The 24,984-nt window shown below is 59.2% G+C and carries 20 protein-coding genes and 9 pseudogenes; 6 read left to right on the forward strand and 23 right to left on the reverse strand.

Translation table 11 applies throughout. The features are described from left to right. Nucleotides 1–69 precede the first annotated feature (69 nt). The 12 genes and pseudogenes from AC0L17_RS25990 to AC0L17_RS26045 form a co-directional block, all read right to left on the reverse strand. Nucleotides 70–1,647 (reverse strand): annotated as a pseudogene (locus AC0L17_RS25990) (ABC transporter substrate-binding protein). Nucleotides 1,648–1,697: 50 nt separating this feature from the next. Beyond that, on the reverse strand, nucleotides 1,698–1,919 hold the full coding sequence (locus tag AC0L17_RS25995) for an S-methyl thiohydantoin desulfurase domain-containing protein (RefSeq protein WP_473517905.1): 222 nt from the start codon (nucleotides 1,917–1,919) through the stop codon (nucleotides 1,698–1,700). A 48-nt stretch (nucleotides 1,920–1,967) separates the two neighbouring features. Next, entirely contained in the window at nucleotides 1,968–3,098 is a 1,131-nt protein-coding gene (locus AC0L17_RS26000; RefSeq protein ID WP_473517906.1) for a DUF917 domain-containing protein, read from the reverse strand. Then, nucleotides 3,091–4,650, reverse strand: coding sequence for a hydantoinase/oxoprolinase N-terminal domain-containing protein (locus AC0L17_RS26005; protein ID WP_473517907.1), 1,560 nt, complete (start codon nucleotides 4,648–4,650; stop codon nucleotides 3,091–3,093). Before AC0L17_RS26005 ends, AC0L17_RS26000 begins: the two co-directional genes overlap by 8 nt. A gap of 48 nt (nucleotides 4,651–4,698) precedes the next feature. After that, nucleotides 4,699–5,206: pseudogene (locus AC0L17_RS26010) on the reverse strand (ATP-binding cassette domain-containing protein); the annotation flags it as partial. Further along, nucleotides 5,196–5,615: pseudogene (locus AC0L17_RS26015) on the reverse strand (ABC transporter permease subunit); the annotation flags it as partial. The pseudogenes AC0L17_RS26010 and AC0L17_RS26015, both read right to left, overlap by 11 nt. A 21-nt stretch (nucleotides 5,616–5,636) precedes the next feature. Further along, complete coding sequence (locus AC0L17_RS26020; RefSeq protein WP_473517908.1) at nucleotides 5,637–6,539, reverse strand: ABC transporter permease; 903 nt, start codon at nucleotides 6,537–6,539, stop codon at nucleotides 5,637–5,639. Then, nucleotides 6,536–7,486 carry an ABC transporter permease gene (locus AC0L17_RS26025; RefSeq protein WP_473517909.1) on the reverse strand — a complete coding sequence of 317 codons (951 nt, stop codon included), beginning with the start codon at nucleotides 7,484–7,486 and terminating at the stop codon, nucleotides 6,536–6,538. The genes AC0L17_RS26020 and AC0L17_RS26025 overlap by 4 nt, the downstream gene beginning before the upstream one ends. Continuing rightward, nucleotides 7,486–8,493, reverse strand: a complete 1,008-nt coding sequence (locus AC0L17_RS26030) for an ABC transporter ATP-binding protein (RefSeq protein ID WP_473517910.1) — start codon at nucleotides 8,491–8,493, stop codon at nucleotides 7,486–7,488. Before AC0L17_RS26030 ends, AC0L17_RS26025 begins: the two co-directional genes overlap by 1 nt. After that, on the reverse strand, nucleotides 8,490–9,509 hold the full coding sequence (locus tag AC0L17_RS26035; protein ID WP_473517911.1) for an ABC transporter ATP-binding protein: 1,020 nt from the start codon (nucleotides 9,507–9,509) through the stop codon (nucleotides 8,490–8,492). Before AC0L17_RS26035 ends, AC0L17_RS26030 begins: the two co-directional genes overlap by 4 nt. Before the next feature lie 7 nt (nucleotides 9,510–9,516). Further along, a complete protein-coding gene (locus AC0L17_RS26040) occupies nucleotides 9,517–10,377 on the reverse strand; it encodes a phosphodiesterase (protein WP_473517912.1) in 861 nt (286 codons plus the stop codon). A 129-nt stretch (nucleotides 10,378–10,506) separates the two neighbouring features. Then, a complete protein-coding gene (locus tag AC0L17_RS26045; protein ID WP_473517913.1) occupies nucleotides 10,507–12,057 on the reverse strand; it encodes an ABC transporter substrate-binding protein in 1,551 nt (516 codons plus the stop codon). 182 nt (nucleotides 12,058–12,239) lie between these two features. Here AC0L17_RS26045 and AC0L17_RS26050 point away from each other — a divergent pair, with 182 nt between their 5' ends. Together AC0L17_RS26050 and AC0L17_RS26055 are read left to right on the forward strand one after the other, a co-directional pair. Further along, nucleotides 12,240–12,425, forward strand: coding sequence for a GntR family transcriptional regulator (locus AC0L17_RS26050; protein WP_473517914.1), 186 nt, complete (start codon nucleotides 12,240–12,242; stop codon nucleotides 12,423–12,425). Nucleotides 12,426–12,446: 21 nt separating this feature from the next. Next, a complete protein-coding gene (locus tag AC0L17_RS26055; protein WP_473517915.1) occupies nucleotides 12,447–12,899 on the forward strand; it encodes a UTRA domain-containing protein in 453 nt (150 codons plus the stop codon). A gap of 167 nt (nucleotides 12,900–13,066) precedes the next feature. Here AC0L17_RS26055 and phnL read toward each other — a convergent pair whose 3' ends face one another. The 10 genes and pseudogenes from phnL to AC0L17_RS26105 all read right to left on the reverse strand — a co-directional run. Next, a complete protein-coding gene (gene phnL, locus AC0L17_RS26060; RefSeq protein WP_473517931.1) occupies nucleotides 13,067–13,798 on the reverse strand; it encodes a phosphonate C-P lyase system protein PhnL in 732 nt (243 codons plus the stop codon). A gap of 18 nt (nucleotides 13,799–13,816) precedes the next feature. Next, a complete protein-coding gene (gene phnK / locus AC0L17_RS26065) occupies nucleotides 13,817–14,608 on the reverse strand; it encodes a phosphonate C-P lyase system protein PhnK (protein ID WP_473517932.1) in 792 nt (263 codons plus the stop codon). A gap of 5 nt (nucleotides 14,609–14,613) precedes the next feature. Next, complete coding sequence (locus tag AC0L17_RS26070; protein ID WP_473517916.1) at nucleotides 14,614–15,504, reverse strand: alpha-D-ribose 1-methylphosphonate 5-phosphate C-P-lyase PhnJ; 891 nt, start codon at nucleotides 15,502–15,504, stop codon at nucleotides 14,614–14,616. Further along, entirely contained in the window at nucleotides 15,501–16,607 is a 1,107-nt protein-coding gene (locus AC0L17_RS26075; RefSeq protein ID WP_473517917.1) for a carbon-phosphorus lyase complex subunit, read from the reverse strand. Before AC0L17_RS26075 ends, AC0L17_RS26070 begins: the two co-directional genes overlap by 4 nt. Before the next feature lies 1 nt (nucleotide 16,608). Then, nucleotides 16,609–17,232 carry a phosphonate C-P lyase system protein PhnH gene (phnH, locus tag AC0L17_RS26080; protein WP_473517918.1) on the reverse strand — a complete coding sequence of 208 codons (624 nt, stop codon included), beginning with the start codon at nucleotides 17,230–17,232 and terminating at the stop codon, nucleotides 16,609–16,611. Next, a complete protein-coding gene (phnG, locus tag AC0L17_RS26085) occupies nucleotides 17,229–17,723 on the reverse strand; it encodes a phosphonate C-P lyase system protein PhnG (RefSeq protein ID WP_473517919.1) in 495 nt (164 codons plus the stop codon). The genes phnH and phnG overlap by 4 nt, the downstream gene beginning before the upstream one ends. 18 nt (nucleotides 17,724–17,741) lie before the next feature. Further along, nucleotides 17,742–18,884, reverse strand: coding sequence for an alpha-D-ribose 1-methylphosphonate 5-triphosphate diphosphatase (locus tag AC0L17_RS26090; protein WP_473517920.1), 1,143 nt, complete (start codon nucleotides 18,882–18,884; stop codon nucleotides 17,742–17,744). Then, complete coding sequence (locus AC0L17_RS26095) at nucleotides 18,881–19,750, reverse strand: DeoR/GlpR family DNA-binding transcription regulator (protein WP_473517921.1); 870 nt, start codon at nucleotides 19,748–19,750, stop codon at nucleotides 18,881–18,883. Before AC0L17_RS26095 ends, AC0L17_RS26090 begins: the two co-directional genes overlap by 4 nt. A 240-nt stretch (nucleotides 19,751–19,990) precedes the next feature. Then, nucleotides 19,991–20,485: pseudogene (locus AC0L17_RS26100) on the reverse strand (type IV secretory system conjugative DNA transfer family protein); the annotation flags it as partial. Then, a pseudogene (locus AC0L17_RS26105) lies at nucleotides 20,465–20,630 on the reverse strand (P-type DNA transfer ATPase VirB11); the annotation flags it as partial. The pseudogenes AC0L17_RS26105 and AC0L17_RS26100, both read right to left, overlap by 21 nt. A 238-nt stretch (nucleotides 20,631–20,868) precedes the next feature. Between AC0L17_RS26105 and AC0L17_RS26110 the strand changes: the two are divergent. Beyond that, nucleotides 20,869–21,418, forward strand: a pseudogene (locus AC0L17_RS26110) (IS630 family transposase); the annotation flags it as partial. Between the two features lie 163 nt (nucleotides 21,419–21,581). On the opposite strand, the pseudogene AC0L17_RS26115 reads toward AC0L17_RS26110, so the two are convergent. Further along, nucleotides 21,582–21,733, reverse strand: a pseudogene (locus tag AC0L17_RS26115) (transposase); the annotation flags it as partial. A gap of 350 nt (nucleotides 21,734–22,083) precedes the next feature. On the opposite strand from AC0L17_RS26115, the pseudogene AC0L17_RS26120 reads away from it, so the two are divergent. The 3 genes and pseudogenes from AC0L17_RS26120 to AC0L17_RS26130 all read left to right on the forward strand — a co-directional run bounded on the left by AC0L17_RS26120 (nucleotide 22,084) and on the right by AC0L17_RS26130 (nucleotide 24,977). Continuing rightward, nucleotides 22,084–22,921: pseudogene (locus tag AC0L17_RS26120) on the forward strand (isocitrate lyase/phosphoenolpyruvate mutase family protein). Nucleotides 22,922–22,957: 36 nt separating this feature from the next. Continuing rightward, nucleotides 22,958–24,149, forward strand: a pseudogene (locus tag AC0L17_RS26125) (aminotransferase class I/II-fold pyridoxal phosphate-dependent enzyme). Nucleotides 24,150–24,176: 27 nt separating this feature from the next. Continuing rightward, the gene (locus AC0L17_RS26130; RefSeq protein WP_473517922.1) at nucleotides 24,177–24,977 is read left to right on the forward strand and encodes a phosphocholine cytidylyltransferase family protein; all 801 of its coding nucleotides are present in this window, start codon (nucleotides 24,177–24,179) and stop codon (nucleotides 24,975–24,977) included. The last annotated feature ends 7 nt before the right edge of the window (nucleotides 24,978–24,984 follow it).

Raw genomic sequence — 24,984 nt, forward strand, 5'->3', positions numbered from 1 at the left:
TAAAATGGCCGCAGTGGGCCGCCGGAGGGATGGGCGATGTTTCGGTAGCTGCGAAGCAGGGCCCCAATCTTAGTCGGCCTGGCAATTCCACCAGAAGCGGGAGAAGTTCAGGTCCCAGCTTTGCATCGGGACATAGGCATAACCCTGCAGGCACTTGCTCGCCGCGTAACGCAGCGCTTCAACGGTCAGGAACACATCGGCCTGGGTCTCCGTGATCTTGCGTTGGATCTCCTTGTAGAGATCATTCTGCACGGCCGGGTCTAGCGTCTCGCGCGATTCGTCGATCAGCGCATCGATTTCGGGATCCTACAGCCATTCCATCGACGCCCAGGTGCCCTTGGCCTTGGAATGGTACTGCACATAGAAGACGCTGTCGGGCGACGGATAGATGGGGCCATAGAAGACTTGCGTCGTCGCCGGCGTCGTCTCCACTTTTGCGGCCAACTCCGTGATTCGGTTCCAGGGTTCCGGCTTGATGTCGAGTTCGATACCGATCCGTTGGAGATTGGCCTGCATCAGCAGCGCGAGGTCCTCCTCGAAGGCAACGCCGGCGACGTAGGTGTGGCTGACCTTGATCGGGCCCTTGCCGGCGTATTTCGATTTCGCCAATTCCTCCTTGGCCTCCTCCAGATTGTATTCCGGTGCTGGGAGCTCGTTGAGATAGGCGTCCTTGAACACCGAGGCGAGCGGGCCGTTCATCGGCTCACCGGGATGGATGACGTTGCGCACCGTCTGGTAGTCGGTTGCATAGGCGATCGCGCGACGCACATGGATGTCGTCTGTCGGCGGTACCTTGGTGTTCATCTTGATGTAGAAGCCGGTGGCCGTAGTGGCGCGCAGGATCTTATAACCCGGCATCTTCTCGATCGCTTCGAAGGTTTCGTTGGCCTGCGTACCCGCCGACATGCCAAGCTCACCCTTGGCTGCCAGCGCCATTACGGTCGCCCCGTCATGGGTGATAACAAAGCGGATCTCATCGATCGGTTTGCCCTTGGTCCAGCCGCCGTGGTAGCCCTCGTAGCAGTTGACGATCATCTGGGAACCGCGCTGCCAAGACGACAGCATGTAAGGGCCCGCGCCCGCCGGGTGGTCGGCGAGATAGTCCGTCCCCCATTTTTCCTTGCTGCTTTCCTTGATCAGCTTCTCGTTCAACACCAGAATAAGCGGCGTGTTGCTGATGAACGGCGCATAGACCTTTTTCAGCCCGATCTCAACCGTCCGGTCATCGACGGCCTTCACCTTGTCGGGATTGACGATGTCGGTGAAGAGGTAGGACGGACCCTCGTTGATCGCAAGTAACCGTTTGATAGTATAGATGACGTCGGAAGCCTTGACCGGCGTGCCATCCTGAAAGGTTGCGCCCTGTTTCAGCTTGAAGGTGTAGGTCTTGTCATCGTTGGAAACACTCCAGCTCTCCGCGAGATCGGGAGCAACGGAACCGTCGGGGTCGACGGTCGTCAAGCCCGAGTAGAGGTTCACGGCCGCCATGTATTCAGTATAGTCGTTTATCTTGCCGGGATCGATGGTGCCGAATTCCTGCGGCGCGTTGACGACGATTGACACTTTTTCCTGAGCCGTGGCCAGGGCGGTGAGCGCCATCGCCTGCACCAGCCCCAGAAGCAGGCCTTTGATGAGTGTGCTCTTCATTTGTCTGTTCCCATTTTCGTTGCTTGTTGATGTTTGTTGCCGGCCGCCGTTCAGGCGGCGGGATCCAGTGCCTTGTCGCAGCGCGGCAGCCTTCCAACATGACGGTCGACGCCCATCATGACGCCCATCATGAAGAAAGGAACGCAGGGCGCGTCGTCGGCAACCTCGTCGGGCTGAATGATCCGGACCAGACCATTCGCTTCGATCACGGAACGCGCCATCAGCTTGCCGATATAGGAATCCCCCGCCGCCGCCAGTGCCGAGATAGGCACCGCCGATGGCGATCGGCTCCATGTCGGCAGCGGTAATCAGCTGCTCGGTCATGGCTGCATCTCCTCGATCGACCGGAAGGTGATATCGTCGAAGCCGAAGGCCTTCGGGCCCACCACTTCGAGCGCGGCTGCCGAGCGCAGCAGCGAATGACAAGGCAATGCCACGATCGAGACGCGATGGCCGTAGCGCAGCATTTCGGTGGTGATCGCATTGCCGCTGTCGACATCTAACACGATGATCAGATCCGGTACCGACACTTCGACCTCACCGTTACGGCTGAACACGAGGTTTTCGTTCTGGATCATCACCGAGGCGGTGTCGCCGTTGAAGGCATCGATGCCGGCAAGCTTGGCTTCGCCGATGACGAAGCCGCCACGCAGATGGCGTTCGAGATCGACGATCTTGCCGGAAAAGACCTGACGCCCGTTTTCCTGGGCGCAGATCGCCGCCACCGGATCGGCGTGCTCACGCCGCGCCTTCAGCACCGCGCGTCCGAGCGAAACTGCCCGGGTGTAGGAATGCGGGATCGAGTACTTCTTGAGGAAGGCTCCCGTCATCGGCGCCGAGGCCAGCGTCGAGGCGCCTCCTTGGGAGACCACGCAGGCGCGCGCCATGCGTTCGTGCCAGAGTTCGGAGGCCGCATGCTGGAACAGGACGACATTGCCGTGCAGGTCGCACATGACGCTGGGGGTCGAGCGATGACCGTAGATCGAGAAGGTGGTCATCTGCATTTCGGGAAAGGCGCGCCCCATGCCGTCGCAATCAACGACCGGCAGACCGGCAAAGGCGGCTGCGATCAGCGGCTCCATCGAATTGGCGCCGCCAATTTCCTCGCAGACGATGGCGTCGATGGCGATTCCGAGATGCTCTTCGAGTGCCCGTACGCAACGCAAGCCTTCGCGCCCTTCCTTCAGTCGCTCGTAGTCGACGACCGGCGCACCGATGCTGCCAAGCGAAATGCAACGGGCATCATCGGCCAGTCGATCGAGCGGCAAGATCGACAGCGAATAGCCGCTGCGCATGGCAAGGCGCGCGCGCAGCTTGCCTAAATAGGGGTTGCCACCGCCGCCGGTGCCCAGGATGCCGGCACCGATCTCCACCGCCTCCAGGTCTTCCTCATCGAGCACCCAAAGGTCGGAGGGATCGTAGTTCAAGGCCTTCAATGTACGCTCAGCCATGGAATCCTCCCATTTCGCCGACAACCTTGACGTGGATGCGGGTGGCATTGCCCGGCAGATAGGCAAGCGGCACGTCTTCCCGTTCGATGACCTGGATCGTTTCTGCGATGGCGCCGGCCGAAAGCGCACGTTCCGTCGCTTCCTGCTCCGCCTGATTCAGGCAGATTTCGCGCGTCAAACCCTCTTCGAGCGCAAAGACGCGATCGACTTCGCCGCTGATCTGGGCGATGGCCGCACCGACCGCATTGGCGACGGCGAAATTCTCAGGTCGGATGACCTCCAGATCCCCAAGCCTGTCCGGCATCAGGATCGAACCGCCGCCAACCGCGATGACCGGGATCGGATCGGACGAGACGCGGCTGCGCTCCACGGAGTTTTCCAGCATAGACACGATCCTGGCATGGGCCTTTTCGGCGAGTGCCCGGTCGAGATGCCCGAGCTTGGACGCATCGCCGATATCGGCCTTGCCGAGTGCGACGGCGATATCCGTGGTGGTCAGTATCGAGCCACCGAAGACCAAAGCGTCCTTGGCGATGCGATACCCGACCGATTGCGGACCGACCGTCACCTCGCCATTGGCAAGTTCGCGCACTAGCGAGCCGCCGCCGAGACCGATCGAGAAGACGTCGGGCATGCGGAAGTTGGTGCGGACGCCGCCAACGTCGACAATGGTCGCCGCCTGGCGCGGGAAGCCGTGATGCAGCGCGCCGACGTCGGAGGTGGTGCCGCCGATGTCGACGACGATCGCTTCTTTGCGGCCGGTCAGGAAGGCTGCGCCGCGCATGGAATTGGTGGGGCCGGAGGCAAAGGTGAGGACCGGAAAACTTCTGACGGTGGCTGCCGCCATCAGCGTGCCGTCGTTCTGGGTGATGAAGAACGGGCAGGAAAGACCGGCATCTTCCAGTGCCTTGGCAAAGGCGTCCACCGTCTTGGCCGCAAGCGACAACAGGCTTGCGTTCAAGATGGCGGCGCTTTCGCGCTCCAGGAGGCCAATGCGGCCGATGTCGCCGGAAACGACGATCGGGAGGCCAGGGCAATGTTTTTCGATGACAGCCTTGGCGCGCTGCTCCATCTCGGCATTGATCGGGCTGAAGACGCAGGTGATGGCGGCCGCCTTGACGTTCTTGAGGCGAATGTCGGCGGCGATGCGGATCAGTTCCTCGTCATCGAGTGGCGCGATGGCGCGGCCGTCGAATTCGTAGCCGCCGCGCACCAGGTAGGTATGATAGCCGACGGCCTCGGCGAGATCGTTCGGCCAATCGACCATCGGCGGCAGGCAGGCGGTCGCCGGCAGGCCGAGGCGGATGGCGGCGACATGGTTGATGTGCTTGCGCTCGATCACCGCATTGGTGAAATGTGTCGTGCCGATCATAACGGTTCTAATCTTGGACCGATCGATACCGGCCTTGGCGATTGCCCCCTCCAGCGCCTCGATGACGCCTGTCGTCACGTCATCCGTCGTCGACGCCTTGACCCCCGACAGCACCTGCCGCCCCCCCATCATCACGGCGTCGGTGTTCGTACCCCCGACATCTATTCCCAATCGATACACGGACGATCTCCTTGTTGGCGGCCCTTCGGCCCTGTTCCTCGTTCGGCCTCAGGCCGTTGACCTCACCAGGAAGCGCGCTCTCTCCTTGGCGCGTACGTGGGTTTCAATGCTTCCTCTTCGTCGCTCATCACCGGGAACGCCAAGATGAGTGTTCGGGTGTAGGGATGCTGGGGATCGGCAAAGACGTCCGCCGTGCGCACGTCCTCGACGATCTCGCCCCTCAGTATGATGGCGGGCTGCAGAAATTGCGCATCAGCGAAAGGTCGTGGGAGATGAAGAAGTACGTCAGCCCAAGCTCGCCCCGCAGGCGCTGCAGCAAGGCGATGATCTGCTTCTGCACCGAGACGTCGAGCGCCGAGGTGGGTTCGTCGAGCACGATGATCTTCGGTTCGGCAGCAAGCGCCCGGGCGATTGCGACGCGCTGCTTCTGCCCGCCCGAAAGCTCGTGCGGATATTTCGAGAGATAGGCGGACAGCATGTTGACTAGCGCCATCAGCTCTTCCATCCGCAGCGTGGCCGCCTTCCCGCGCAGTCCGACCTGGCTCAGCGGGAAGGCGGCGAAGCCGCGGATCAAGGATGCTGATGATCAGGTCGATGACGAGATCGGCGGCGATGTTGAAAATGCCCGAGACGAGGGCCACGGCCATGACGGCGTTGAGGTCCTTCTGCACGATCGCGTCGAGGCCGTAGCAGACAAAACCGCCCCAGGAGAAGACCATTTCGACGACGAAGGCGTTGCCGATCAGCGAGGCGAACTCGAGCCCCATGATCGTTAGCGGCGCGATCGAGGAGAGTTTCAGGAGGTAACGGGACACGACCAGCCGGTTCGGGACACCGAAGGATTTCAGCGTCAGCACATGGTCACGCCGCTGGTGGTCGATCATCGCGGAGCGGGTGATGCGGGTGATCTGGCCGATGCCTGCCATGGCGAGCGGCGCCAGCGAGTGGATGTTGAACGCAGGAATGCGCGTCACCAAGCTCGTCGCTCAAGCGGCGCCTTTGCCTCCTGGATCCGTCTGGTCCCGCAGCCAATCACCGACGATCGAAATTGAGAGGGCGGTCAGCATGATAACAACGCTCGGGATGAGCAGCAGCCAAGGTGCCCGTTCCATATAGTCGCGCGCGGCTCCAACCATGTTGCCAAGGCTCGATAAAGGGGGCTGTACACCAAGCCCAAGGAACGACAAGCTGGTTTCGAGCAGAATAACCTCAGGCAGATTAAGCGTCATAGCTACGATCACACTTGACGCTACGTTTGGGAGGATGTGCAGCCCATAGAGACGCAGGGGCGAAGCGCCAATGTCCCGCACTGCGATCGTATAACCCTGCTCGGATTCCGCCATTGCCAGCCCGCGGCAGAGACGAGCGATGCGCTCCCATCCGAAAAAGCCCAGAAGAACTGTGAAAAGGACCAGATTGTTGCCGAAGAAGGCAAGAACGGCGAGTGCGATAATCATGAAGGGCATGGCAGCCTGGGCGTCAATGAGCATCAGAATGACTTGTTCAAGACGGCCGCGGACGTGAGCCGCCAGAAAGCCAAGACCAATGCCAACGGACGCCGCGATGAATGTCGAAATCAACCCGATCGTCATGCTCGCGCGGATCGAGAAAACGAGCCGTGAAAGAGTGTCACGGCCGAGTTGATCGGTTCCGAGGAAATGCGTCCAGTCCCCTCCATCCATGAAAGCAGGGGGTCGCAACCGTGCACCCAAATCCGTGGCGGTTATATCGAGAGGAGTGATATAATTTGCCAAAAGGGCTATCGCTCCGATGAGGGCAATCCAGAGAAACGCGAGGAGCACAGAGGGCGGACAGCCGTCGAGCAAGCGGCTCCACGCGAATGCAAAACGAGCAGATCGCGTATTTCCTTTTTCCTCTGCGATAGTCATCCCATGTCATCCTTTCCCGCTTTGCCAGTCTGACCGTGCCGGAGACGAGGGTCCAGAAACCCGTAGAGCAGATCGACACCCAAGTTAGCTACGACCATGGCGGCGCCCACCATCAGCAGAATTGTCTGCACGACGGCGAGATCTCTGCTCGCAACCGAAGTGACGAGCAGCCGGCCGATCCCCGGCCAGGAGAAAACGCTTTCGGTGATGACCGCCCCTGCAACCAAGCCGCCGAGCATCAGGCCAATAACCGTGACGACGGGCAGTGCGGCGTTCGGGATTACATGCAGCAGGACGATATGCCAGCGTGGGAGTCCCCGCAGCGTCACTGCCCGGATATGCGGCTGACCTAGCACGTCGACAATGGCCGACCGTGTGAACCGCGCCAGCGTAGCGCCGCCAAAAACGCCGAGCGTCAGCACAGGCAGAACGAGATGCGATAACGTACCTGCACCTCCCGAAGGAAGCCAATGCAGCTTGACCGCGAACAACATGACCAGCAGAAGAGCGAAAACGAAGCCGGGCATGGTGAAGCAGACGACCGAACTGGTCATGATGAGCCGGTCCAGCCAAGTATTGCGCCGAAGTGCGCTTAAGACGCCGGCAGGTATGCCAATCAGCAATTGCAGGATGAAGCCGGGAACCATAATCGCCAATGTCGCCGGCACCCGTTCCATGACGGCGTTAGCCGCACTTCGCCCGTCGAGCATGGAGCGTCCGAGATTTCCTTCCATGACGGCTTGCAGATATTTGACGTATTGAATCCATATCGGCTGATCGAGACCCCAGCTCCGTCGAAATTCACGGAAAGCCTCATCTGTAGCATCAACGCCCAGAATGCTGATGGCCGGGTCTCCGGTCAGGCGCAGGACGACGAAAGTCGAAGTTACGATCAGGACGAGTGTCGCGAAGGCGCGAACGCAGCGAGCGGATATGTATCCCAGCATCAAGCGTCCTCCAACTTTGCGAGCGAGGCAACCATCTCGTCCTGGGGATGATGGCAGGCTATGGAGCGGCCATCGGCCGTAGTGCGGAGCTCGGGCCGCTCGGTTCGGCATCGCGCCGAGGCAAAAGGACATCTTGGATGGAAGACACACCCATTTGGGACTTCGATCGGGTTCGGCGGATCGCCTTGAATGAAGGAGCGGCGTTGCGATCGCGGCTTCAGGCTGGGCACTGCAGACATCAGCGCCTGCGTATAGGGATGTCGGGGGTGTCTAAAAAGATCGGCGGCGGGCGCTTCCTCCATGACCCTGCCGAGGTACATCACCATCACGCGGTCGGCGACCTGACGAACGATTCTCAGATCGTGACTGATGAACAGATAGGTTAATCCTCTGGCAGCCTGTACATCCTTCAGCAGGTTGACCACCTGCGCCGCCACCGATACGTCAAGGGCGGAAACCGGCTCATCGCAGACCAAGAGTTCGGGGTCGAGCACCAGAGCCCGAGCGAGCACGACGCGCTGCCGCTGACCGCCCGACAATTCGTGTGGATAGCTGCCGAACTGGTCCGGCCGCATTCCGACGGTCGACAGGAGATCCTGAACCTTCTCTTTCCGCTCCGCCATCGAGGAGCCTACTCCATGGACGACGAGCGGTTCCGTTACCTGGCGGCCAATCGGAAGACGGCGATCAAGGAAGCACAGAGGGTCCTGATAGACCATCTGCATACGTCGCCTTTGCGCTCGCCAAACTGTGTCGTGACGCGTCCGCACCGGCATACCGTCAAGTACGATCGTCCCCCGCGTCGGCGCCATCATACCGAGAACGAGACGCCCAGTCGTCGACTTGCCACAACCGGATTCGCCAACGATGCCAAGCGTTTGGCCTCGCTTTACAGAAAAGGACACGTCATCGACTGCCTTTAGCGGGATCTTAGGCGAGAAAAGTGCGATGCCGGATCGAATGGAAAAGTGTTTTGTCAGGCCCTGCACAGTCAAAAAGGGTGTCATGCCTGAACCTCAATGCGCGCCGCGGTCGGCTTGTCGCCGACGGGTGACATCCTCAGGCAAGACACACAGTGATCGTCTCGAACCCATAAGAGGCACGGCGTCGAAACCATGCATCCTGGCATAGCTTCGGCACATCGAGCTTGGAAAGCGCATCCGCGCGGAATGGAACTCGGCGCTGGAACGCTGCCGGGAATCGCTCGCAGCCTACCTACCGGCTCGTCCAAATCGGGAGCGGCGGTAAGGAGACCGCGCGTATACGGATGGCGAGCCCGGTCCAAGAGGCCGGCAGAAGGCGCCATCTCCACCACCTTTCCCGCGTACATGACTGCGATTCGATCGCTGGTTTCGCGCACCACCCCCAAGTCATGCGAGATAAGGACGATCGACATGCCCGTGTCACCCCTGATCTCTCGGAGCAGGTTCAGGATTTGGGCCTGGACTGTGACGTCGAGGGCAGTCGTGGGTTCGTCCGCGACGAGCAGATCTGGTTCCCCGGCTAGTGCCATGGCGATCGCCACCCGTTGGTTCGTGCCTCCAGACAACTCGTGAGGATATTGCCCCAGCCGCCTTTCCGCCGCGGGTACTCGAACTTGATCGAGCAGTCGCTTTGCCTGGGCGCGCGCGGTCGCCCATCCAACTTTGCGATGCAGTACTAATATCTCTACAAGTTGAAATCCGATTGTATGGATCGGATTCAGAGAGGCGGTGGCATCCTGGACGATCATTGCCAGACGTCGACCCCGAAGAGCGGTCATGGCCCTGTCGTCGAGTTCAAGAAGGTTAGAGCCGTCGAACAAAACGGTACCTGTAGTGGTGGCTTGCCGTCCCAGCACACGCAGGACGGCAAGCCACGTAATACTTTTTCCGCAGCCGGACTCTCCGACAAGGCCAAGAATTTCGCCACGGCCGATATCCAGATCGATCCCGCGCAAAACCTCTGTGGCTCCGCGCGTCGACTCGAACCGAACACGAAGATCCCTGATCTGCAGAAGGGGTGCGACACCAGTAGCGTTCATGATCCAACTACCCAGAGGCCGCCAGCGCGGTTTTCTTCGTCAAAGACGCCAACGCCTGGTAGTTCGGATCAGGGATGATTTCATAAGGCGGACCAAAGTCTTCGACGAAGACTGTATGCGAGACAATTCCCTCTTCCGGAACCAGCACATGAAGCTTAAATGCCGGCGGCTCATCAATGTCCATGAAAGTGTGCACATCTCCCAGTCTCAGATGACATGCACTCACAACCGATGGCGCAACTGAGGCAAGCGTGCCATGCCAAAGGCAATCGATCGCGCGATGATGATGGCCGCAGAGCACACGGACGACCTGTTTGTTGGCCTCGATGATCTCACCCAGCTCTTGCGCTCCGTCGATCAGTCTCACGGCATCGTAAATGCCCCCGCCGAATGCAAAGGGCGGGTGATGGAGTAGGATCAGCGCCGGAATATCTGGGCGCTCCTGGAGGCGGTTCCGTAAATAAGAAAGGCGCTCGGAGCAAAGGCGTCCTGAACCCTCACCTTCAACGAGGCTATCGAGCCCAACGATACGAAGGTCATCGTGTTCGATGCAGAACTGGACGAAGCTGAGATTCCTTGCTTTCCTCTCGGGAAAAACGGTCAGGAAGTTTTCTCGGATGTCATGATTGCCCAACACGAGATGCACCGCGAACGGCAGCGATTCGATCATCTCTCTCAGTCTTTGATATTCGCCGACTTGACCACTATCGGCTAAATCTCCGGTGACGATCATCATGTCCGGTCTTGGAGTCATATTGGCCACGCGGTCGAATGCCTGTGCCGCCATCGCAGAGTAATCTGCGTTGCCGGAAGCCAACGGCTTGCCTGCTTCGCGGATATGTAGATCGCTGAGATGCGCTATGATCATATGAAATTACCTTGCTGTGAGCACTAGCACTGACGGTCTCCACAGATCGGAACGCGGGCATGAACGAATGATCCGGGATGAGCACCATGGGACCTCACGGACGCATGATGCTCGGCGGCGTAGTCCGCCTTACGCCTGCCTGTTGAAGGGACCGAAATCCATCATCTCCGTGCGATGCGACGCCCAAGTGACATCCGAACGCTTGCCGTAGAGCATCGGCGTGTCGTAGAGCACCGTGCCGGGCGGGTCGATCTGATCAAAGATTTCCAGCACACGTTGGTGAACCTCACGGCGCTCCGCGCGGTCGGTGAGCGTTTGAAGTTTTTCGCCAATGCTATCGAATTCCGAATTACTCCAGCTCTTGGCCTGGGTGCGAATGAAGCCGTTGGGCCCGTAGGCGGGCCAAAGCGACCCCATCACGTCCGGATATTGCGATACGATCGAGCCGTTGAAGATGGCGTTGTTTGGTTGGGCGAAGAGCTGCGCTACATTCTCGACAACCTTGAGCTGGACATTGATGCCGGCTGCCTGCAACATCTGCTGTATAGCCTGCGCCGTATCGAGTTCGGCAGTGTAATAATTGACCCGCGTGCGATACTCGATTGGGGCACCGGCATAACCCGCCTCGGAAAGGAGCTTCTTCGCGGCATCGGGGTCATAGACCGGCATCGGAAAATTCTCAATGAACATGTCGCCATAGGCTTGCCATTGGAAGCTCCTCGGCACGCCCACCATCCCCGCGAATAGTTGCTCGGCAAGCGCTTTCCGGTCGATAGAGAGGTTGATCGCCCGGCGGATACGAACATCCTTGAGTGGCCCGTCGAACGTACCGTAATTCAAGCAGCGGATGGTGTCGACCGGGCCGCCAATGACCTCGAGATTTCCGTATCCCTTGATCGTTGCGATCTGATCCGGCGTGACTTCCGTTATGATGTGAGCATCGCCCGCCGCAAGCGCGTTGACGCGGCTCGCCGCTTCCGGCATGACCTTGAACGTCACCGAGGAAAATGGCGGCTGCCCGCCCCAGTAGTCCTCATGGGCGACGAGGTGGATTCGCTCGCCGGCGTTCACTTTTTGCACTCGATAAGGACCGGTGCCGACAGGGGCAAGCGCCCACGCGTCCCAGTTGTTGACCTTCTGAAAGGCCGCCTTGCTGATGATCTGGCCTGCCCAGTTAGCCAGCCTGGGTTCGAAAATCGGATCGACCTGCTTGGTCACGAAACGAACCGTGTTTTCGTCGAGCGCGACAACTTTTTCCAGCCCACTGAAGAACGCGCGGGACATGCTTTGACCGGGGAGCCCATCTGTCAGCATGCGTTCTGGCCCGAAGGTGAAAGCGACATCTTCGGTGGTCAGGATCGACCCATCATGGAAGCGGACGCCTTTCCGGATCACGAAGTCCCAGGTGCGTGGATCGACCTGATGCCAGGACTCCGCGAGACCGGGGACCAGCCGATCGCCATTTTGCCGATCGATGCGGATGAGCATGTCGTAAATACTGGCCGTTACACGAAACGCCGTGAGGGAGCCGAGCCTGAGCGGGTCGAGTTGCGGCGGGTTTTCCGAAACGCCGATGGTCAGGTCGATCCGGGATTGACCGGCGGCAATCCGCGGGGCGATCGTGGCAAGAAGCGGAACCGCGCTCATTGCCTTCAAGTAATTCCGGCGGGTGATATTCATGGCGTAAACTCCTCGTGTCAAAAATGGAAGTTAGAAGTCTGGATGACTTGTGTAGACATGTCTACAGGTACTTGCATGTTGCACGATCTGGTGACAGATGGATGACAAACTAGGGCCAGCGACGCTCAACAATATTGAAGAACTGACGAAACGACCTTCCGCGTTGGTGGCGTATCGAACTGGTGATCTTGATAGAGATCGAGGCGGGTGCGTTTCCGGTCGGTGATAAGCTGCCCGGCGATAACATTCTGGCTTCGTATTTTGGCGTGACCCGCACGACTGTTCGGCGCGCACTCAGCGAGCTTCAAAGGGATCTTGCGCACCAAGCGAGGGCGCGGGGTCTTCGCAGAACGGCGCATCCGCACTGATCTGGGCCGAGAGCGTCGTTCATGGCCAATCTGCGGGACGCGAGCTTGACGCCAAGTGCCGAAATCCTCGCCTGTTTCAAGATGGGCGCTACTTCCGAGATTGCACAACTGCTGGAGATTTCGAGGGGTGAAACAGTCTTCGTCTATGATACTGTCGGAAAAGCCAGCAATCGGACCATTTCCTTCTCCCGTCATCTCCTCCCAGCGTGTCATTTCCCCGAAGCAGACGTCCGTGTCTCTGAATTTACTGGTATTACCCAGATTTATGAGCTTTACGGTCATGTGGCGCATTGGCGCGCGCATTGCGAAATCAACGCACGCCTTCCAAGTCTGGAAGAGGCGCGCAAGTTGGAACAATCCAAGACGGAACCCATTCTGGAAGTCCGTAGAATCAAGAAGGTCGGCGACCACCCGATCGATTACAGCATTGCGCGCTTCTGCGCCGGCCGCGTCACCGCATTTTTCGACAACTGATCCATAACGACACTCCCAGGCGCGAGGGTCGCGCGGCGTGCTGTGGCTCGAGGACACGGTTTTGACGGACGGCGGCGTCGCCCGTGATGGATACTGCAGGCGGACCAGTATCCCTACGCTTCCCAGGGCCGGCATCGAACCCATCCGGTGCGTGTTGAGCTCGTGTATCATGCGCCCGCCAGCTCCGACATCGACCGCGCTTGGGGCTCCGTCGCACCCGGTGTGACCTCAAACAGCCGATCGGCAACCGCCTCACGAACTTCGGCATCATGGAAGATGCCAACGATCGCTGCGCCGCGGGCCTTCGCCTGATTGATAAGATCGATGACAGACGACCGGTTCTGAGCGTCGAGGGAAGCCGTGGGTTCGTCGAGGAGCATGATGGGATAATCCGCGATGAAACCGCGAGCGATGTTAACGCGCTGCTGCTCGCCGCCGGAAAAGGTGGCGGGCGCCACCGACCAGAGCCGCTTAGGGATGTTGAGGCGGACGAGCAGCGCCTTCGCCTTGGCATGCGCTTCCTTTGTCGGAATACCAACTGCCATCGCTGGTTCGGCGACGATGTCGAGGGTGGTGACGCGTGGGATGACCCGCAGGAACTGGCTGACATAGCCGATTGTGCGGCGGCGGATTTCAACCACTTCCCAAGGTTCGGCGGCAACGAGATCGACTGTGTCGCCCATGTGATCGACCAGGATCTCGCCGGCATCCGGCTTGTAGTTGGCATAGAGAGAGCGAAGCAGCGTCGATTTGCCGGCGCCGGATGGGCCATAAAGGCAGACGCATTCACCTGCGTTCACGGTGAGTTCGGTGTTGTCGAAGACCGGCAGAACGATTCCGCCCTGGGTGTGGAGGGTAAAGGTTTTAGCGAGGCCTTTGGCGTGTAGGCGAATGGTCATGATCATATCCCTCCCGTTTCAGACTTGCAGGACCGACGAGACGAGCAATTGCGTGTAAGGGTGGTGGGGATCATCGAGCACCTGGTCCGTCAGACCTTCCTCGATGACGCGGCCACGCTGCATGACCATCAGTCGGTCAGCGAGAAGCCGTACCACCGCAAGGTCATGGGTGACGATGATCGCGGCGACGCCGAGCTCCCGCACGAGACCGCGAAGCAGGTCCAGCAATCGTGCCTGGACGGAGACGTCGAGGCCGCCGGTCGGTTCGTCCATGAAGACGAGCCGGGGTCGGGTGACGAGGTTACGGGCGATTTGCAGCCGCTGCTGCATGCCGCCGGAGAAGGTCCGCGGCTTATGGTCGGTGCGGCTGAGATCGATCTCGACCTTCGCAAGCCAGTCCTGCGCTTCCGAACGAATATTGCCATAGTGCCGCGCGCCGATCGCCATCGGTCGTTCGCCGACGTTGCCGCCGGCCGAGACCGCCATCCGCAGCCCGTCGCGCGGGTTCTGGTGGACGATGCCCCAGTCGGTGCGGGCGAGCCGCCGTCGCTCGAGCTCCGACAATGTCAGGATGTCCACCAGACCGCGGCCATGTATGTCATAGGTGATGGTGCCGGCATCGGGAGGCAAGCCACCTGAGAGGCAGGCCAGCAGGGTCGATTTGCCAGAGCCGCTTTCCCCCACAATGCCGAGCACCTCGCCGGGCCGGATTGCAAAGGAGACATCGAGGCAGCCGATCTGACCGCCATAGGATTTGGAAAGCCCGGAGACGTCAAGCAGCGGAGGTTTTTGGGCCAGCTTGCGGATCATCTTGGTCATTGCTGGCTACCGCCCGTCGGCTGCGCGGCCAGCTCGGCTTGGCGGGTGTTGCAGAAGTCGGTGTCGGAGCACACGAACATGCGCCCGCCGCGATCATCGATGATCACCTCGTCGAGATAGCTCTCCCTTGAGCCGCAGAGCGAGCAACAGCCTTTCCAGGATTGCACTTCAAACGGGTGATCATCGAAATCAAGATTATGGACTGATGTGTATGGCGGTACGGCGTAGATGCGTTTTTCGCGGCCGGCACCCCAAAGCTGTATGGCGGGGTTGTTTCCAATTTTGGGATTGTCGAACTTCGGGATTGGCGTCGGCGACATCAGAAAACGACCATTGATCATCACCGGATACTCATAGGTCTTGGCGATGCGGCCGTAGCGGGCGATTTCCTCGTAAAGGGTAACCTGCATCGCGCCGTATTCGGCATAGGCATGCATCTTGCGAGTCTCTGTCTCCCGAGGTTCGATTGAGCGGAGCGGTTCGGGTGACGGCACCTGGTAAACGAGAATCTGGCCCTCGCTCAAAGGCGTCTCGGGCACGCGATGGCGAGTTTGAACGATCGTTGCCTTTGCTGTGCTTTCGGTCACCTCCACATCTGCGACAGTTTGGAAGAAGCGACGGATGGAGACCGCATTCGTCGTGTCGTCGGCGCCCTGATCGATTACCTTTAATATGTCGTCGGGGCCGATTACGCTGGCGGTCACTTGGACCCCACCGGTGCCCCAGCCATAGGCGAGGGGCATCTCACGGCCACCGAACGGAACCTGATATCCAGGGATCGAAAGAGCTTTGAGCAGCGTCCGACGGACCATCCGCTTGGTTTGCTCGTCGAGATAGGCGAAGTTGTAGCCCTCGTCGCTCAAGTTTGTGGTCATGCCGCCGCTCATTCGGCAGCCTCCTTCATTTTTGCTGCCGAGCGTGAAGCTTCGTATTCCGCCCGCAACTGCCGCACGAGTTGCAGCTCCGCTTGGAAGTCGACGTAGTGCGGTAGCTTGAAGTGGCTTACGAGCCCGCTCGCCTCGACGTTATCCGTGTGCGAGAGGACGAATTCCTCGTCTTGGGCCGGGTAAAGCACGTCTTCCCCGAGTTCGCGGGCGCGCATCGTTCGATCAACTAGGGCCATGGACATGGCTTTGCGTTCATTGTGTCCGAAGGAAAGACCATAGCCACGCGTGAATTGCGGAGGCTGCTCAGCGCTTCCTTGGAAGCTGTTGACCATCTGGCATTCCGTGACAGTGACTTCGGCTATCCCGATCGGAAATCCGAGTTCTTCAGGAACGATTTCGACAGTCACCTCTCCGAGCCTGAGTTCGCCAACGAAAGGGTGGCTGTAGCCGTAACCGCGGGTAACCGAGTAGGCTAGGCCGAGCAGGAAGCCTTCGTCGGCGCGCGCGAGATTTTGCAGGCGCTGGTCGCGGCCTGCCGGAAAACTCATCGGTTGGCGGGTAAGATCGAACACCTCCCCTTGATCGTCGTCAACCTCCTCTTGGATTAAACCTTCGCCATCGAGAATGTCGACGACGCGTGGAATAGTCTCGTCGAGCGGTTTGGCGTTCGGCAACGCTTGTGTCCGCTCCAGCCCTTCGGCGGCTAGCGCGAAATCGAGCAAACGATGGGTATAATCGTACGTGGGGCCAAGCACCTGGCCGCCGGGAAGATCCTTGAATGTCGCCGAGATGCGTCGGCGGATCGCCATTTTCGACGTGTCGATCGGCTTCGACATGGCGATGCGCGGCAGTGTGGTACGATAAGCGCGAAGGAGGAAGATCGCCTCCGTCGAATCGCCTTGCGCTTGTTTCAGCGCAAGCGCAGCAAGCTCCCGATCGTACACGGAACCTTCTGCCATGACCCGATCCACAGCAAGAGCTAACTGCTCGCTGATTTGGGAAAGCGTCAGCTCGGCAAGGGCAAGATCGCCCCGACGTGTCTCCGAGATCAGTTTGTGAGTGTTGAGGATGGCCTGTTCGCCACCCTTCACGGCAACATACATCTTAGCCCCCTACCTTTATTGTACGAGGCAGACCGATCACAGCGTTGCCTGATGTGAAGATCACGTCGACGCCGCGCGGATAGAGTTCGCTGTTGAGATCCCAATCGGACCAGAACCAGGACGGAAGTCCTTGAATGCCGACGGTGAAGCTCCCTTTAATGCCCGGACCGGTCCAGGTTGTTGTCGGGCCGTCGGTCAAGCATGGGACCTGAATGATCAGCGTCGTCGAGCGGTCGGGATATTCGACATCGCCCTGATGAAATTCGAAGAGGCGAGGCGTGTTTTGCGGATCGGTTACGAGGGCGAAGCGAGCCGTCGCGGCTACGCTCGTTAATGGCAGACCACAATGAAAACGAAGCCATGCTGCCGCCTCGTCAGTAGCGGATTGACGGTCGAGCCAAGCCGGCGTCTCAAAATCCATGAGCGTTAGGCAGAGTGCCGCGGTGGCCGAGCCGAGCGGCTGCGGGGCCACAACGCTCCTGTCGAGCGAAATAACCCGTGCTGGGTAGGCAATCGAAAGCAATGCAGCACGAAACACAGCCTGCGCATCGAAGACCGGATCTGCAAATCCGGGCTTTAGCGAAGCGGCGGCAGAAGGTCCGGATGGCTGGGATTGCAAAGTCATTCCGCGTCCTCCCCGCGAACCATCGTAAAGAAGTCGACCTTGGTGGAGGCTACCTTACGGCTCATTTCGATTCGGCGATATTTGGCTTTCGTCCGCAGCGGTTCGATCACCGTTGTCATGATCTCCGTACGGCGAGCCTCTTGCTGCAGCAGCCCGTCCATGACAGCGGCGAGTTCCGCCTCGCGCTTGTCGCGACCCTTTACGTAGCCATGGCCTACCGTGCCGTCGGCCAACCTGACGGACGCCCGCGCAATGGTCATCTCGCCGAGATTAAATACTTTGCCTGTCCCGCCGGCGCGTCCCCGAACCATGACCAGCCCGACATGGGGTGGTCGAAGCCGCTGGAACGTAACGCCGGATACGATATGAGCCGCCAAACCTTCGAGCTCACCCGGTTGGCTGCATGCCATCACAGTGAGCCACGCGGACCGCTGCGCGACAGCAGCGTGTTCCTCTTGCATTTGCTTTTCACCTTCGTTGTTTAAGTTCAATCAGCGCACTTGGCGCCATCACATAAATTGGCGCCCGGCTACCCAGACGTTTCGGATCACGGGTACGCCGTCGACGAGCCGTACGCGAATGAGATCTGCTCGGAGTCCTGGAGCAATACGGCCTCGATCGGCAAATCCGAGTAGGTCGGCTGGAGTTTTCGTCACCATCGCGACAGTTTCTGACAGGTCGAAGCCTCTGGCGGCCAGTGCAAAGGCGGCATGCAGGAGACTGCCCGGCACATAGTCGGAGGTCAGCATGTCAAGCAGACCTTCATCTGCGAGCTGCGCTGCGCTAACGTTCCCCGAGTGCGAACCACCGCGGACGATGTTTGGCGATCCCATCACAGTCTTCATGCCGCGCTCACGCGCGTGTCGCGCGGCAGCAACTGTCGTTGGAAATTCGCTAACCGCAATGCCGTCCGCATGAGCTTCGTCGACATCGGCGATAGTCGAATCGTCATGGCTGGCCATGACGATTCCGCGCTCGCCGCAAAGCCGGCCGATGGTGGCGCGGCTCGACGGAACGACCTCCTTTTGCTGCGCGCGACATTCGGAGAGATAGACCTCGAATTCGTCATCGGTCCAAACGCGCGTACCTTCCTTGCGGTAGTATTCTCGGTAGAGCTGAAGGTCGCTCCACTGCCGCTGACCAGGTGTATGGTCCATGAGGCTGACAAGCCGGACACTCGGATCAACGATATGGCGTTCGGCAAGGGACGGCAGGTCTGGATCTGCAAGCTCGCAGCGCAAGTGAAGATAATGATCCACCTTGAGCAGGTCGGCAGTGCGGGCATACGTGAGTGCATCGATTGCCTTATCGAGCATGGCCCTACGTCCGCCGCCGCTGTTAAAGTCGCCGAGCGCCAATGCATCAAGTACCGTCGTGATACCGCTCCCAACGAGCTGCCAATCATGCGCCAGCACGGACGCGAGCATGGATGGCCACCATACGGTGGGCCGCGGACGAACATGGATCTCCAGGTTATCTGTGTGGATGTCGATCAGGCCAGGCAAAAGAAAGTCGCCTTCGCAATCCAGCGTGGACGCTTTGCCGGGCGGTCCGCCGCCCACCGACGCGATCCGATCCCCCCGGATTTCCAGAGAGCCCGCGAAGACACGGTCTTCCTGAACAATCTGCGCGTTTGCGAGTTGCAAGTTCATTTCGCATCAGCCTCCGGCGCCGCGCTTGGCCCAGCAGAGCTTCCATTGGTTTGTGGAAGAAGTACCGTGACACCCGCCGTCTCGAAGGCGGCAGAAAGAACGTCCGGTGGCCGTGAGTCAGTCGCGAGGAAGTCTACTCCTTCAAGCGACCGAACGACTTGGGCATCACGACGACCAAATTTTCCGCTGTCCACTACAAAGGCGACCTGTTGAGAGCGGCTCGCCACAGCACTAACGATTACTTCATGCTTTTTTGTCGGCGAGAGGAAACCGTGGAGGGGACTGACAGCGCTTGCGCCCATAACCGCCAGATCGAACAAACGACCGTCGAGGTTGCTCAGCATCTCATAACCATCGAGGGATCGTGATGGAAAATGCACCACGCCGCCGAGCAAATTGACTGTGCACCGACCCGGCGCAGCGACAATCAGAGCGATGTCTATCGAATTGGTAGCGACGGTCAGACGCTTGTCACCCCGAGCAAGCTCCTCAGCGACCAGAAGCATAGTCGAGCTTGTATCAAGAAAGACGTTCATATCATCCTCGAAAAGGGGCATCGCTGCCTTCGCCGCGAGAAGCTTGCCCTCGCGGTCAATCCCCAGGCGTTCCGTGATCGAGCGGCGAGCGGTTAAATCGAAGGTTCGATTTGGCGCCGCCCCACCATGGACGCGTCGTAGTTGACCGGCCTCCTCCAGAGCTCTGATGTCGCGCCGGATCGTTTCATGAGATACATCGAAACGGCTGGCGAAGTCGCCGACCGACACAACTTCACCCTGATTTATGAAGCCAAGGATCCTTTGCTGTCGCGCAGCACCAAGGTTGCCGCCCCCTTTTCCGAGCGCGATCTTATTGTTTCGGACGATCACGGTCGTTCCTTTTGTTTTGAGCACAACAACCCGACGGTCGCGATCTAGGCCCTAATTGTTATAGTTTGATGACAATTGTGAAATAGTGACCGTTGATGTGAGAAAATGTCGTCATAAACCGTTCACATAAAACGGGTACGTGAAAGTCAGCTTGATGTTGCGGGAATCTGCCGCTTGCGAAGTGAGGGCGTCAGGCCAACGGACGTTGCCATGCGTCATGACATTGGCGGCGCGAGCGGGGTCGGTTACGATCTGCGACCCTTCATGCATGAGAATATTGGGAATGACATAGCGGGCGCCTTTGCCCGGGGTGTCGGCCCGAGGATCAGATCGTTCCGATCATCCTTGGTGCGTAGGATCTTGCGACCGATGCGGCTAAGGATATGACCGAGAAACCACTTGTCGCGGCGCAGAGCAGCGATATCCTGAAAGGCGTCACCAAGCGGGCTGCCTTACGGCCGAAGACCGATGTAAGCGACGAGGCCGCCGGCGACGAGCGCCGGTACAAGTGAGCCGACTGCGACCTTCTGTATAGCAGGATTACCCGCAAAGTGCCAAAATTACTGGATCGGGACGAATGGAATCCTAGGGATCGTTGTCTTGAGGATTCGGCCGTCTTGTAGAAGAGTTGCAGGCCGAGGCCATGGCGAGCATCCAGGCTGCGAATGCAACGGCGAGGCAGAAGATCAGGCCTGGTATCCCTTGCTCATGATTTTCGTGCCGTGCGAAAAACATATCGGAAACGCCACGCTTGCCGCCCTCACGGCGCAACTGGAAGACGATCGGGTTCACCATCTGGATAACGACATGAGATCCTGCTTAGTGAAATCTGCCGACATACCTGCCACTGCATCATCATCATTGCCAATTGCTCATAGGCCCTTAGTCTTACTGAGTCAGAAAGTCGCGGCTGCGGGGGCATTCGTGCTGGGTCGCGGATTTGTTAGCGTGCTGCTTCATGATCACCCATTGCGATGAGTTGGTGCGCCAGCCAGTGCGCCCCGATCAGGTGAAAGCCGGTCTTTCCGATGTCGATGCCAACATCTTGATAGTCATCTCTGCCTCCTCCTTTATGGACAGCGAAAGCGTATTCGCCATGGAGGAGGCGAACCATCCCACAAGACGAAGCCAGGAATTGGCCAGAAGAACGGGATCGTGCGGCAATGGGCAAGTCGTGGAACGCGGTCCCGCCAACCGGCTGACCAGCGCTACAAGAGCGCCTACCTGTTCGGCGCAAGTTGCCCGGCGCGCGGCATCCGCGCTGCTCTCGCGCTTCCCGTTGCCGACACCGAGGCCACGCAACTCCATATCGACGAGATCCGCCGCCACGTCGAAAAGGGCGCGCATGCCGTGCTCGTCATGGATCGCGCCGGATGGCACACCACCGCAAACCTCAGGGTACCTGACAACATCCCGCCGATCTTCCTGTCGTCGCGTGCGCCGGAGTTGAACCCGGTCGAGAACGTCTGGCAATACCTGCGCCAGAACTGGCTCTCCAACCGCGTCTTCGACAGCTATGAGGCTACTATCAACGCCGCATGCGAGGCTTGGCACAAACTCCTTGCCTTCCCCGACGCCATCACTTCAATCGGAATGCGGGAGTGGGCCCATATCGGTCAAATCCCATGCCTCTTGGTCACCCGCCAAAAATTTTTGAAGCTCGCCTAGGCCACTGGCATGGCTGTGGAGTTCGAGGAAAGATGACGGGCGCTGGGCGTGATCCGTCGCGGCGACATCGAAGGCCGACAAATCTGCACGGGTGCACCCTGATGGTGATCAAGGCGGAGGACGCTGCGGTGTTTGCCAAACATGACGCGTCGCTGTCGATCGCCCAGCGATGATGATCGTCGCGAGACAAGCCTCCGCGGGTGATAACCCAGTGCAGATGCGGATGATGAAGCAGGTTTTGGTCCAGGTGTGCAACACGGCGAAGAAGCCGATCTCGGCGCCCAAGTGCTTGGGATCGGCGGCGATAATGCGCATAAAGATCTTGCAAATGAACGTAAGATCTCACCGTCGCGTTCTCGCCTCCTTTCAGCACGACCGCTAGCCAAAACGCCCAGCATCACGAGATGATATAGCCATCGCAGAGCCACAATCGGTTAAAGAAATGTTACGGATTTGCTTCTAAGCTATTACTATACTGATAAATAACGCTACATATAGGTGCTCCGTATTGACGTTTAGCCCAGAGATACCTCTATTGCTATCGTGACGGAGAGATGACAATGCATGGCAGGCTCCTAAAGAAGTCAACCGATAGGGTTATTCCGGCCAAGGTCCCACGCGAGAGCTTGCGCAGCCTGATCACGTCCAGCGACCTGGCCTCTGCAATGGAGGCGCATGACGGTCTTTCTGCAACGATCGCGCAACATGCTGGGTTTAAGGCACTGCGGGCTTCTGGGCTCTCGATCTCGTCGAGCCTGGGCTATCGCGATGCGAGCGAAGCATCCTGGTCCGAAGTCGTCGATGTCGTCGCGCGTATGGCGGACGCGTCGAATATTCCGGTTCTCGTCGAAGGGGATAGCGGGTTCGGGTATCTCAACAATGCGCGCCTGGTCGCCCGCAAGCTGCGCCAGCACTGTGCGAGTGGCATCTGCCTCGAGGACAAGGCTTTCCCGAAGATGAACTCGTTCGTCTGCGACCGGGACCCGCTGGCTGACATTGGTGAGTTCTGTGGCCGGCTCAAGGCCGTGGAGGACCAGGTCCCGTATCCGGAGTTCGTGCTCTTCGCCCGGATCGAGGCGCTCATCGCTTGCCATGAACAGGACGAGGCGTTGGTGCGGGCGCACGCCTACGCAGAGGCCGGTGCCGACGCCATCCTCATACATTCCCGCAAGTCCGATGCTGAGGAGATTTTCAGCCTTCACGCGCGCCTGGCAGAACCGCCTTCCGGTCGTGATCGTGCCCACGAAATATTACCGCACTCCCGTCTCGGAATATCGCGCGGCTGGAATCTCCACGGTGATCTGGGCGAACCACAACATGCGCGCGGCGATCTCGGCCATGCGTCAGGTTTGCGATCGTATCATCCGGGAAAAGAGCATCGCCGGGATCGAGAGCGAGGTCGCTACGCTCGACGAGCTATTCGAACTAAGGAACTACGGCGAGCTTTCAACGGCAGAAGAAAATACCTGCCGCGGGCAGTGGATGGCCCAGGATAAGCTGTGAGAGGTGGTTCCTTCGAAGAAGATGGATGGAGATGCGATGCTAGCGCAACGGACAACCTTGTTGAAATCGTCGGGGACTGCGGCCGCCCGCGCCGCGGCGAAGGCTGCGGCTGATGCGGGGATGGAGATTGTTGACCTCACGGCCGGCGAGATCTGGAGCGAGCTTGCTCCAACGATTCGCCAGGGAGCGATTGAGGCGATCAATAAGGGCGTAAACCGCTACACCGACTCAGTTGGCACGGCGGAGCTGCGCGAGGCGCTGGCGCGGAAGGTCTCCCTCGATACCGGGCAAATCTGGAAGGCCGAGGAAATTGCAGTTACTTGCGGAGCCAAGCAGGCTTTGTTCAATGCCGCAATGGTGCTTCTTGACCCAGGCGACGAAGTCATTATCCCGGCGCCGTATTGGACAACGTTTCCGGCCCAGGTGCTGATCGCCGGCGGCAAACCGATCTTCGTCGATACCCGCTCCAATGGCTACGTGCCGCGCATCGAAGACATCGAAACCGTCATCACCGAGCGATCACGAGCGATCGTCGTCAACACGCCGAACAATCCGACGGGCTCGGTCTATGACACCGAGACGCTGACAGGGATTTGCCCAGCTCGCAATAGCACGGGATCTCTGGATCATCTTCGATGAGTGCTACGCCGATTTCGTTCATGGAGATGAAGCGCATCGGCCGATCGTCTCGCTCGTGCCGGAAGTTCGGTCGCGCGCCCTCATCGTCAACGCATTCAGTAAGTCTCTGGCGCTCACGGGATGGCGGATCGGCTATCTGGCGGGCCCCAAAGAAGGCATCGACGCCGTGAAGGCGTTGCAGTCGCATACGACATCAAACCCGAACGTCGTAGCCCAGCACGCCGTGCTTGCGCATCTGCAACGGAGTGACGGCTCCTACGAAGCTGGGCTTCGAGCACAACTTGCAAGCGCAAGGCAGATAGGCCTCAGTATGCTTTCCTCGCTCAAACAGGTTCCGATCCCAAGGGCACAAGGCGGATTTTATTTCTATCTCGACATATCCAAGCTTGTTTGGTCCGCGCGGCAGGACAACGTCACCCGCACACCCGACGAGATCGTGAGCGCATTGCTTACGGGCGCTGGTGTGGGGGCGGTCTCGGGATCCGTTTTCGGCGACCCAGCGGGGCTTCGTCTGTCCTATGGCATCCCAACAAGCCAATTGGTGAGCGGTCTCGCCCGCCTCACGAGGCTACTCAATTCCTGGAACTGAGAGCGCAAAGCCTGAGGAGAGAGTACGATGTTGAACTCGGACGTACCTCAATCGGCAATTATACTCGCGGCCGGCATGGGGTCTCGGCTTCGTCCCTTAACCAATACGCGGCCGAAGCCCCTTGTCGAGATCCACGGCATTCCGATTATTCACAACGCTTTGGCGAACCTTAGCTCCGTTGGCGTCGGCTCCGTCACGATTGTCGTCGGATATCGTAAAGACGCAATTGAGTATGCTTGCGGCGAGCAGTTCGCTGGCATCGACATCACCTATGTTGAATCCACCGTCTTTGATCGCACTGGAAGCGCATATTCATTATGGCTCGCCCGTGACGCGCTCCTGAGCGGAGACGTTTACTTGTTGGAGGGCGACGTCTTCTTTGACCTTGAGGCCATCAGATCATTGACCATGGCCAGGGGCTCGGATGTAGCCGCAGTCTCACCATTCACCGAAGCAATGGAGGGTTCGGCAGCCCTATTGAATGATGATGGAGACATAGTAGAGGTCCGGATGCGGCAGACCGGTGGCGATCTCGATTCGGCGGGAGTCCGGCTTTTCAAGACAATGAATCTGTTTCGTTTCTCGATTGGCACTCTGTCGAAGGTCCTCGTTCCGACGCTCAACGAACTGATCGAAGCTGGCAATACGTCGATCTACACGGAACAACTCCTTGCGTACTTGATCGCGAAACGGGGAATGAAGCTCGCCGCAGCACGATGTGATCACGTTCGGTGGTACGAAATCGACTGCGTGGCTGACTTGCGGATCGCTGAAGAGATATTCACTCCGGCTGCTGCGGTGGGATCGGGCCTCTCCATCGGACACTAGAATGGGA

Source organism: Mesorhizobium sp. WSM4829, assembly GCF_055811475.1.

What these genes read in the sequence shown, in the direction of transcription:
- AC0L17_RS26000 (WP_473517906.1), bottom strand. Translation starts at nt 3,098, where the DNA reads ATGGCTGAGCGTACATTGAAGGCCTTGAACTACGATCCCTCCGACCTT.
- AC0L17_RS26020 (WP_473517908.1), bottom strand. Translation starts at nt 6,539, where the DNA reads ATGACTATCGCAGAGGAAAAAGGAAATACGCGATCTGCTCGTTTTGCA.
- AC0L17_RS26025 (WP_473517909.1), bottom strand. Translation starts at nt 7,486, where the DNA reads ATGCTGGGATACATATCCGCTCGCTGCGTTCGCGCCTTCGCGACACTC.
- AC0L17_RS26030 (WP_473517910.1), bottom strand. Translation starts at nt 8,493, where the DNA reads ATGACACCCTTTTTGACTGTGCAGGGCCTGACAAAACACTTTTCCATT.
- AC0L17_RS26035 (WP_473517911.1), bottom strand. Translation starts at nt 9,509, where the DNA reads ATGAACGCTACTGGTGTCGCACCCCTTCTGCAGATCAGGGATCTTCGT.
- AC0L17_RS26040 (WP_473517912.1), bottom strand. Translation starts at nt 10,377, where the DNA reads ATGATCATAGCGCATCTCAGCGATCTACATATCCGCGAAGCAGGCAAG.
- AC0L17_RS26045 (WP_473517913.1), bottom strand. Translation starts at nt 12,057, where the DNA reads ATGAATATCACCCGCCGGAATTACTTGAAGGCAATGAGCGCGGTTCCG.
- AC0L17_RS26055 (WP_473517915.1), top strand. Translation starts at nt 12,447, where the DNA reads ATGGCCAATCTGCGGGACGCGAGCTTGACGCCAAGTGCCGAAATCCTC.
- phnL (WP_473517931.1), bottom strand. Translation starts at nt 13,798, where the DNA reads ATGACCATTCGCCTACACGCCAAAGGCCTCGCTAAAACCTTTACCCTC.
- phnK (WP_473517932.1), bottom strand. Translation starts at nt 14,608, where the DNA reads ATGATCCGCAAGCTGGCCCAAAAACCTCCGCTGCTTGACGTCTCCGGG.
- AC0L17_RS26070 (WP_473517916.1), bottom strand. Translation starts at nt 15,504, where the DNA reads ATGAGCGGCGGCATGACCACAAACTTGAGCGACGAGGGCTACAACTTC.
- AC0L17_RS26075 (WP_473517917.1), bottom strand. Translation starts at nt 16,607, where the DNA reads ATGTATGTTGCCGTGAAGGGTGGCGAACAGGCCATCCTCAACACTCAC.
- phnH (WP_473517918.1), bottom strand. Translation starts at nt 17,232, where the DNA reads ATGACTTTGCAATCCCAGCCATCCGGACCTTCTGCCGCCGCTTCGCTA.
- AC0L17_RS26090 (WP_473517920.1), bottom strand. Translation starts at nt 18,884, where the DNA reads ATGAACTTGCAACTCGCAAACGCGCAGATTGTTCAGGAAGACCGTGTC.
- AC0L17_RS26130 (WP_473517922.1), top strand. Translation starts at nt 24,177, where the DNA reads ATGTTGAACTCGGACGTACCTCAATCGGCAATTATACTCGCGGCCGGC.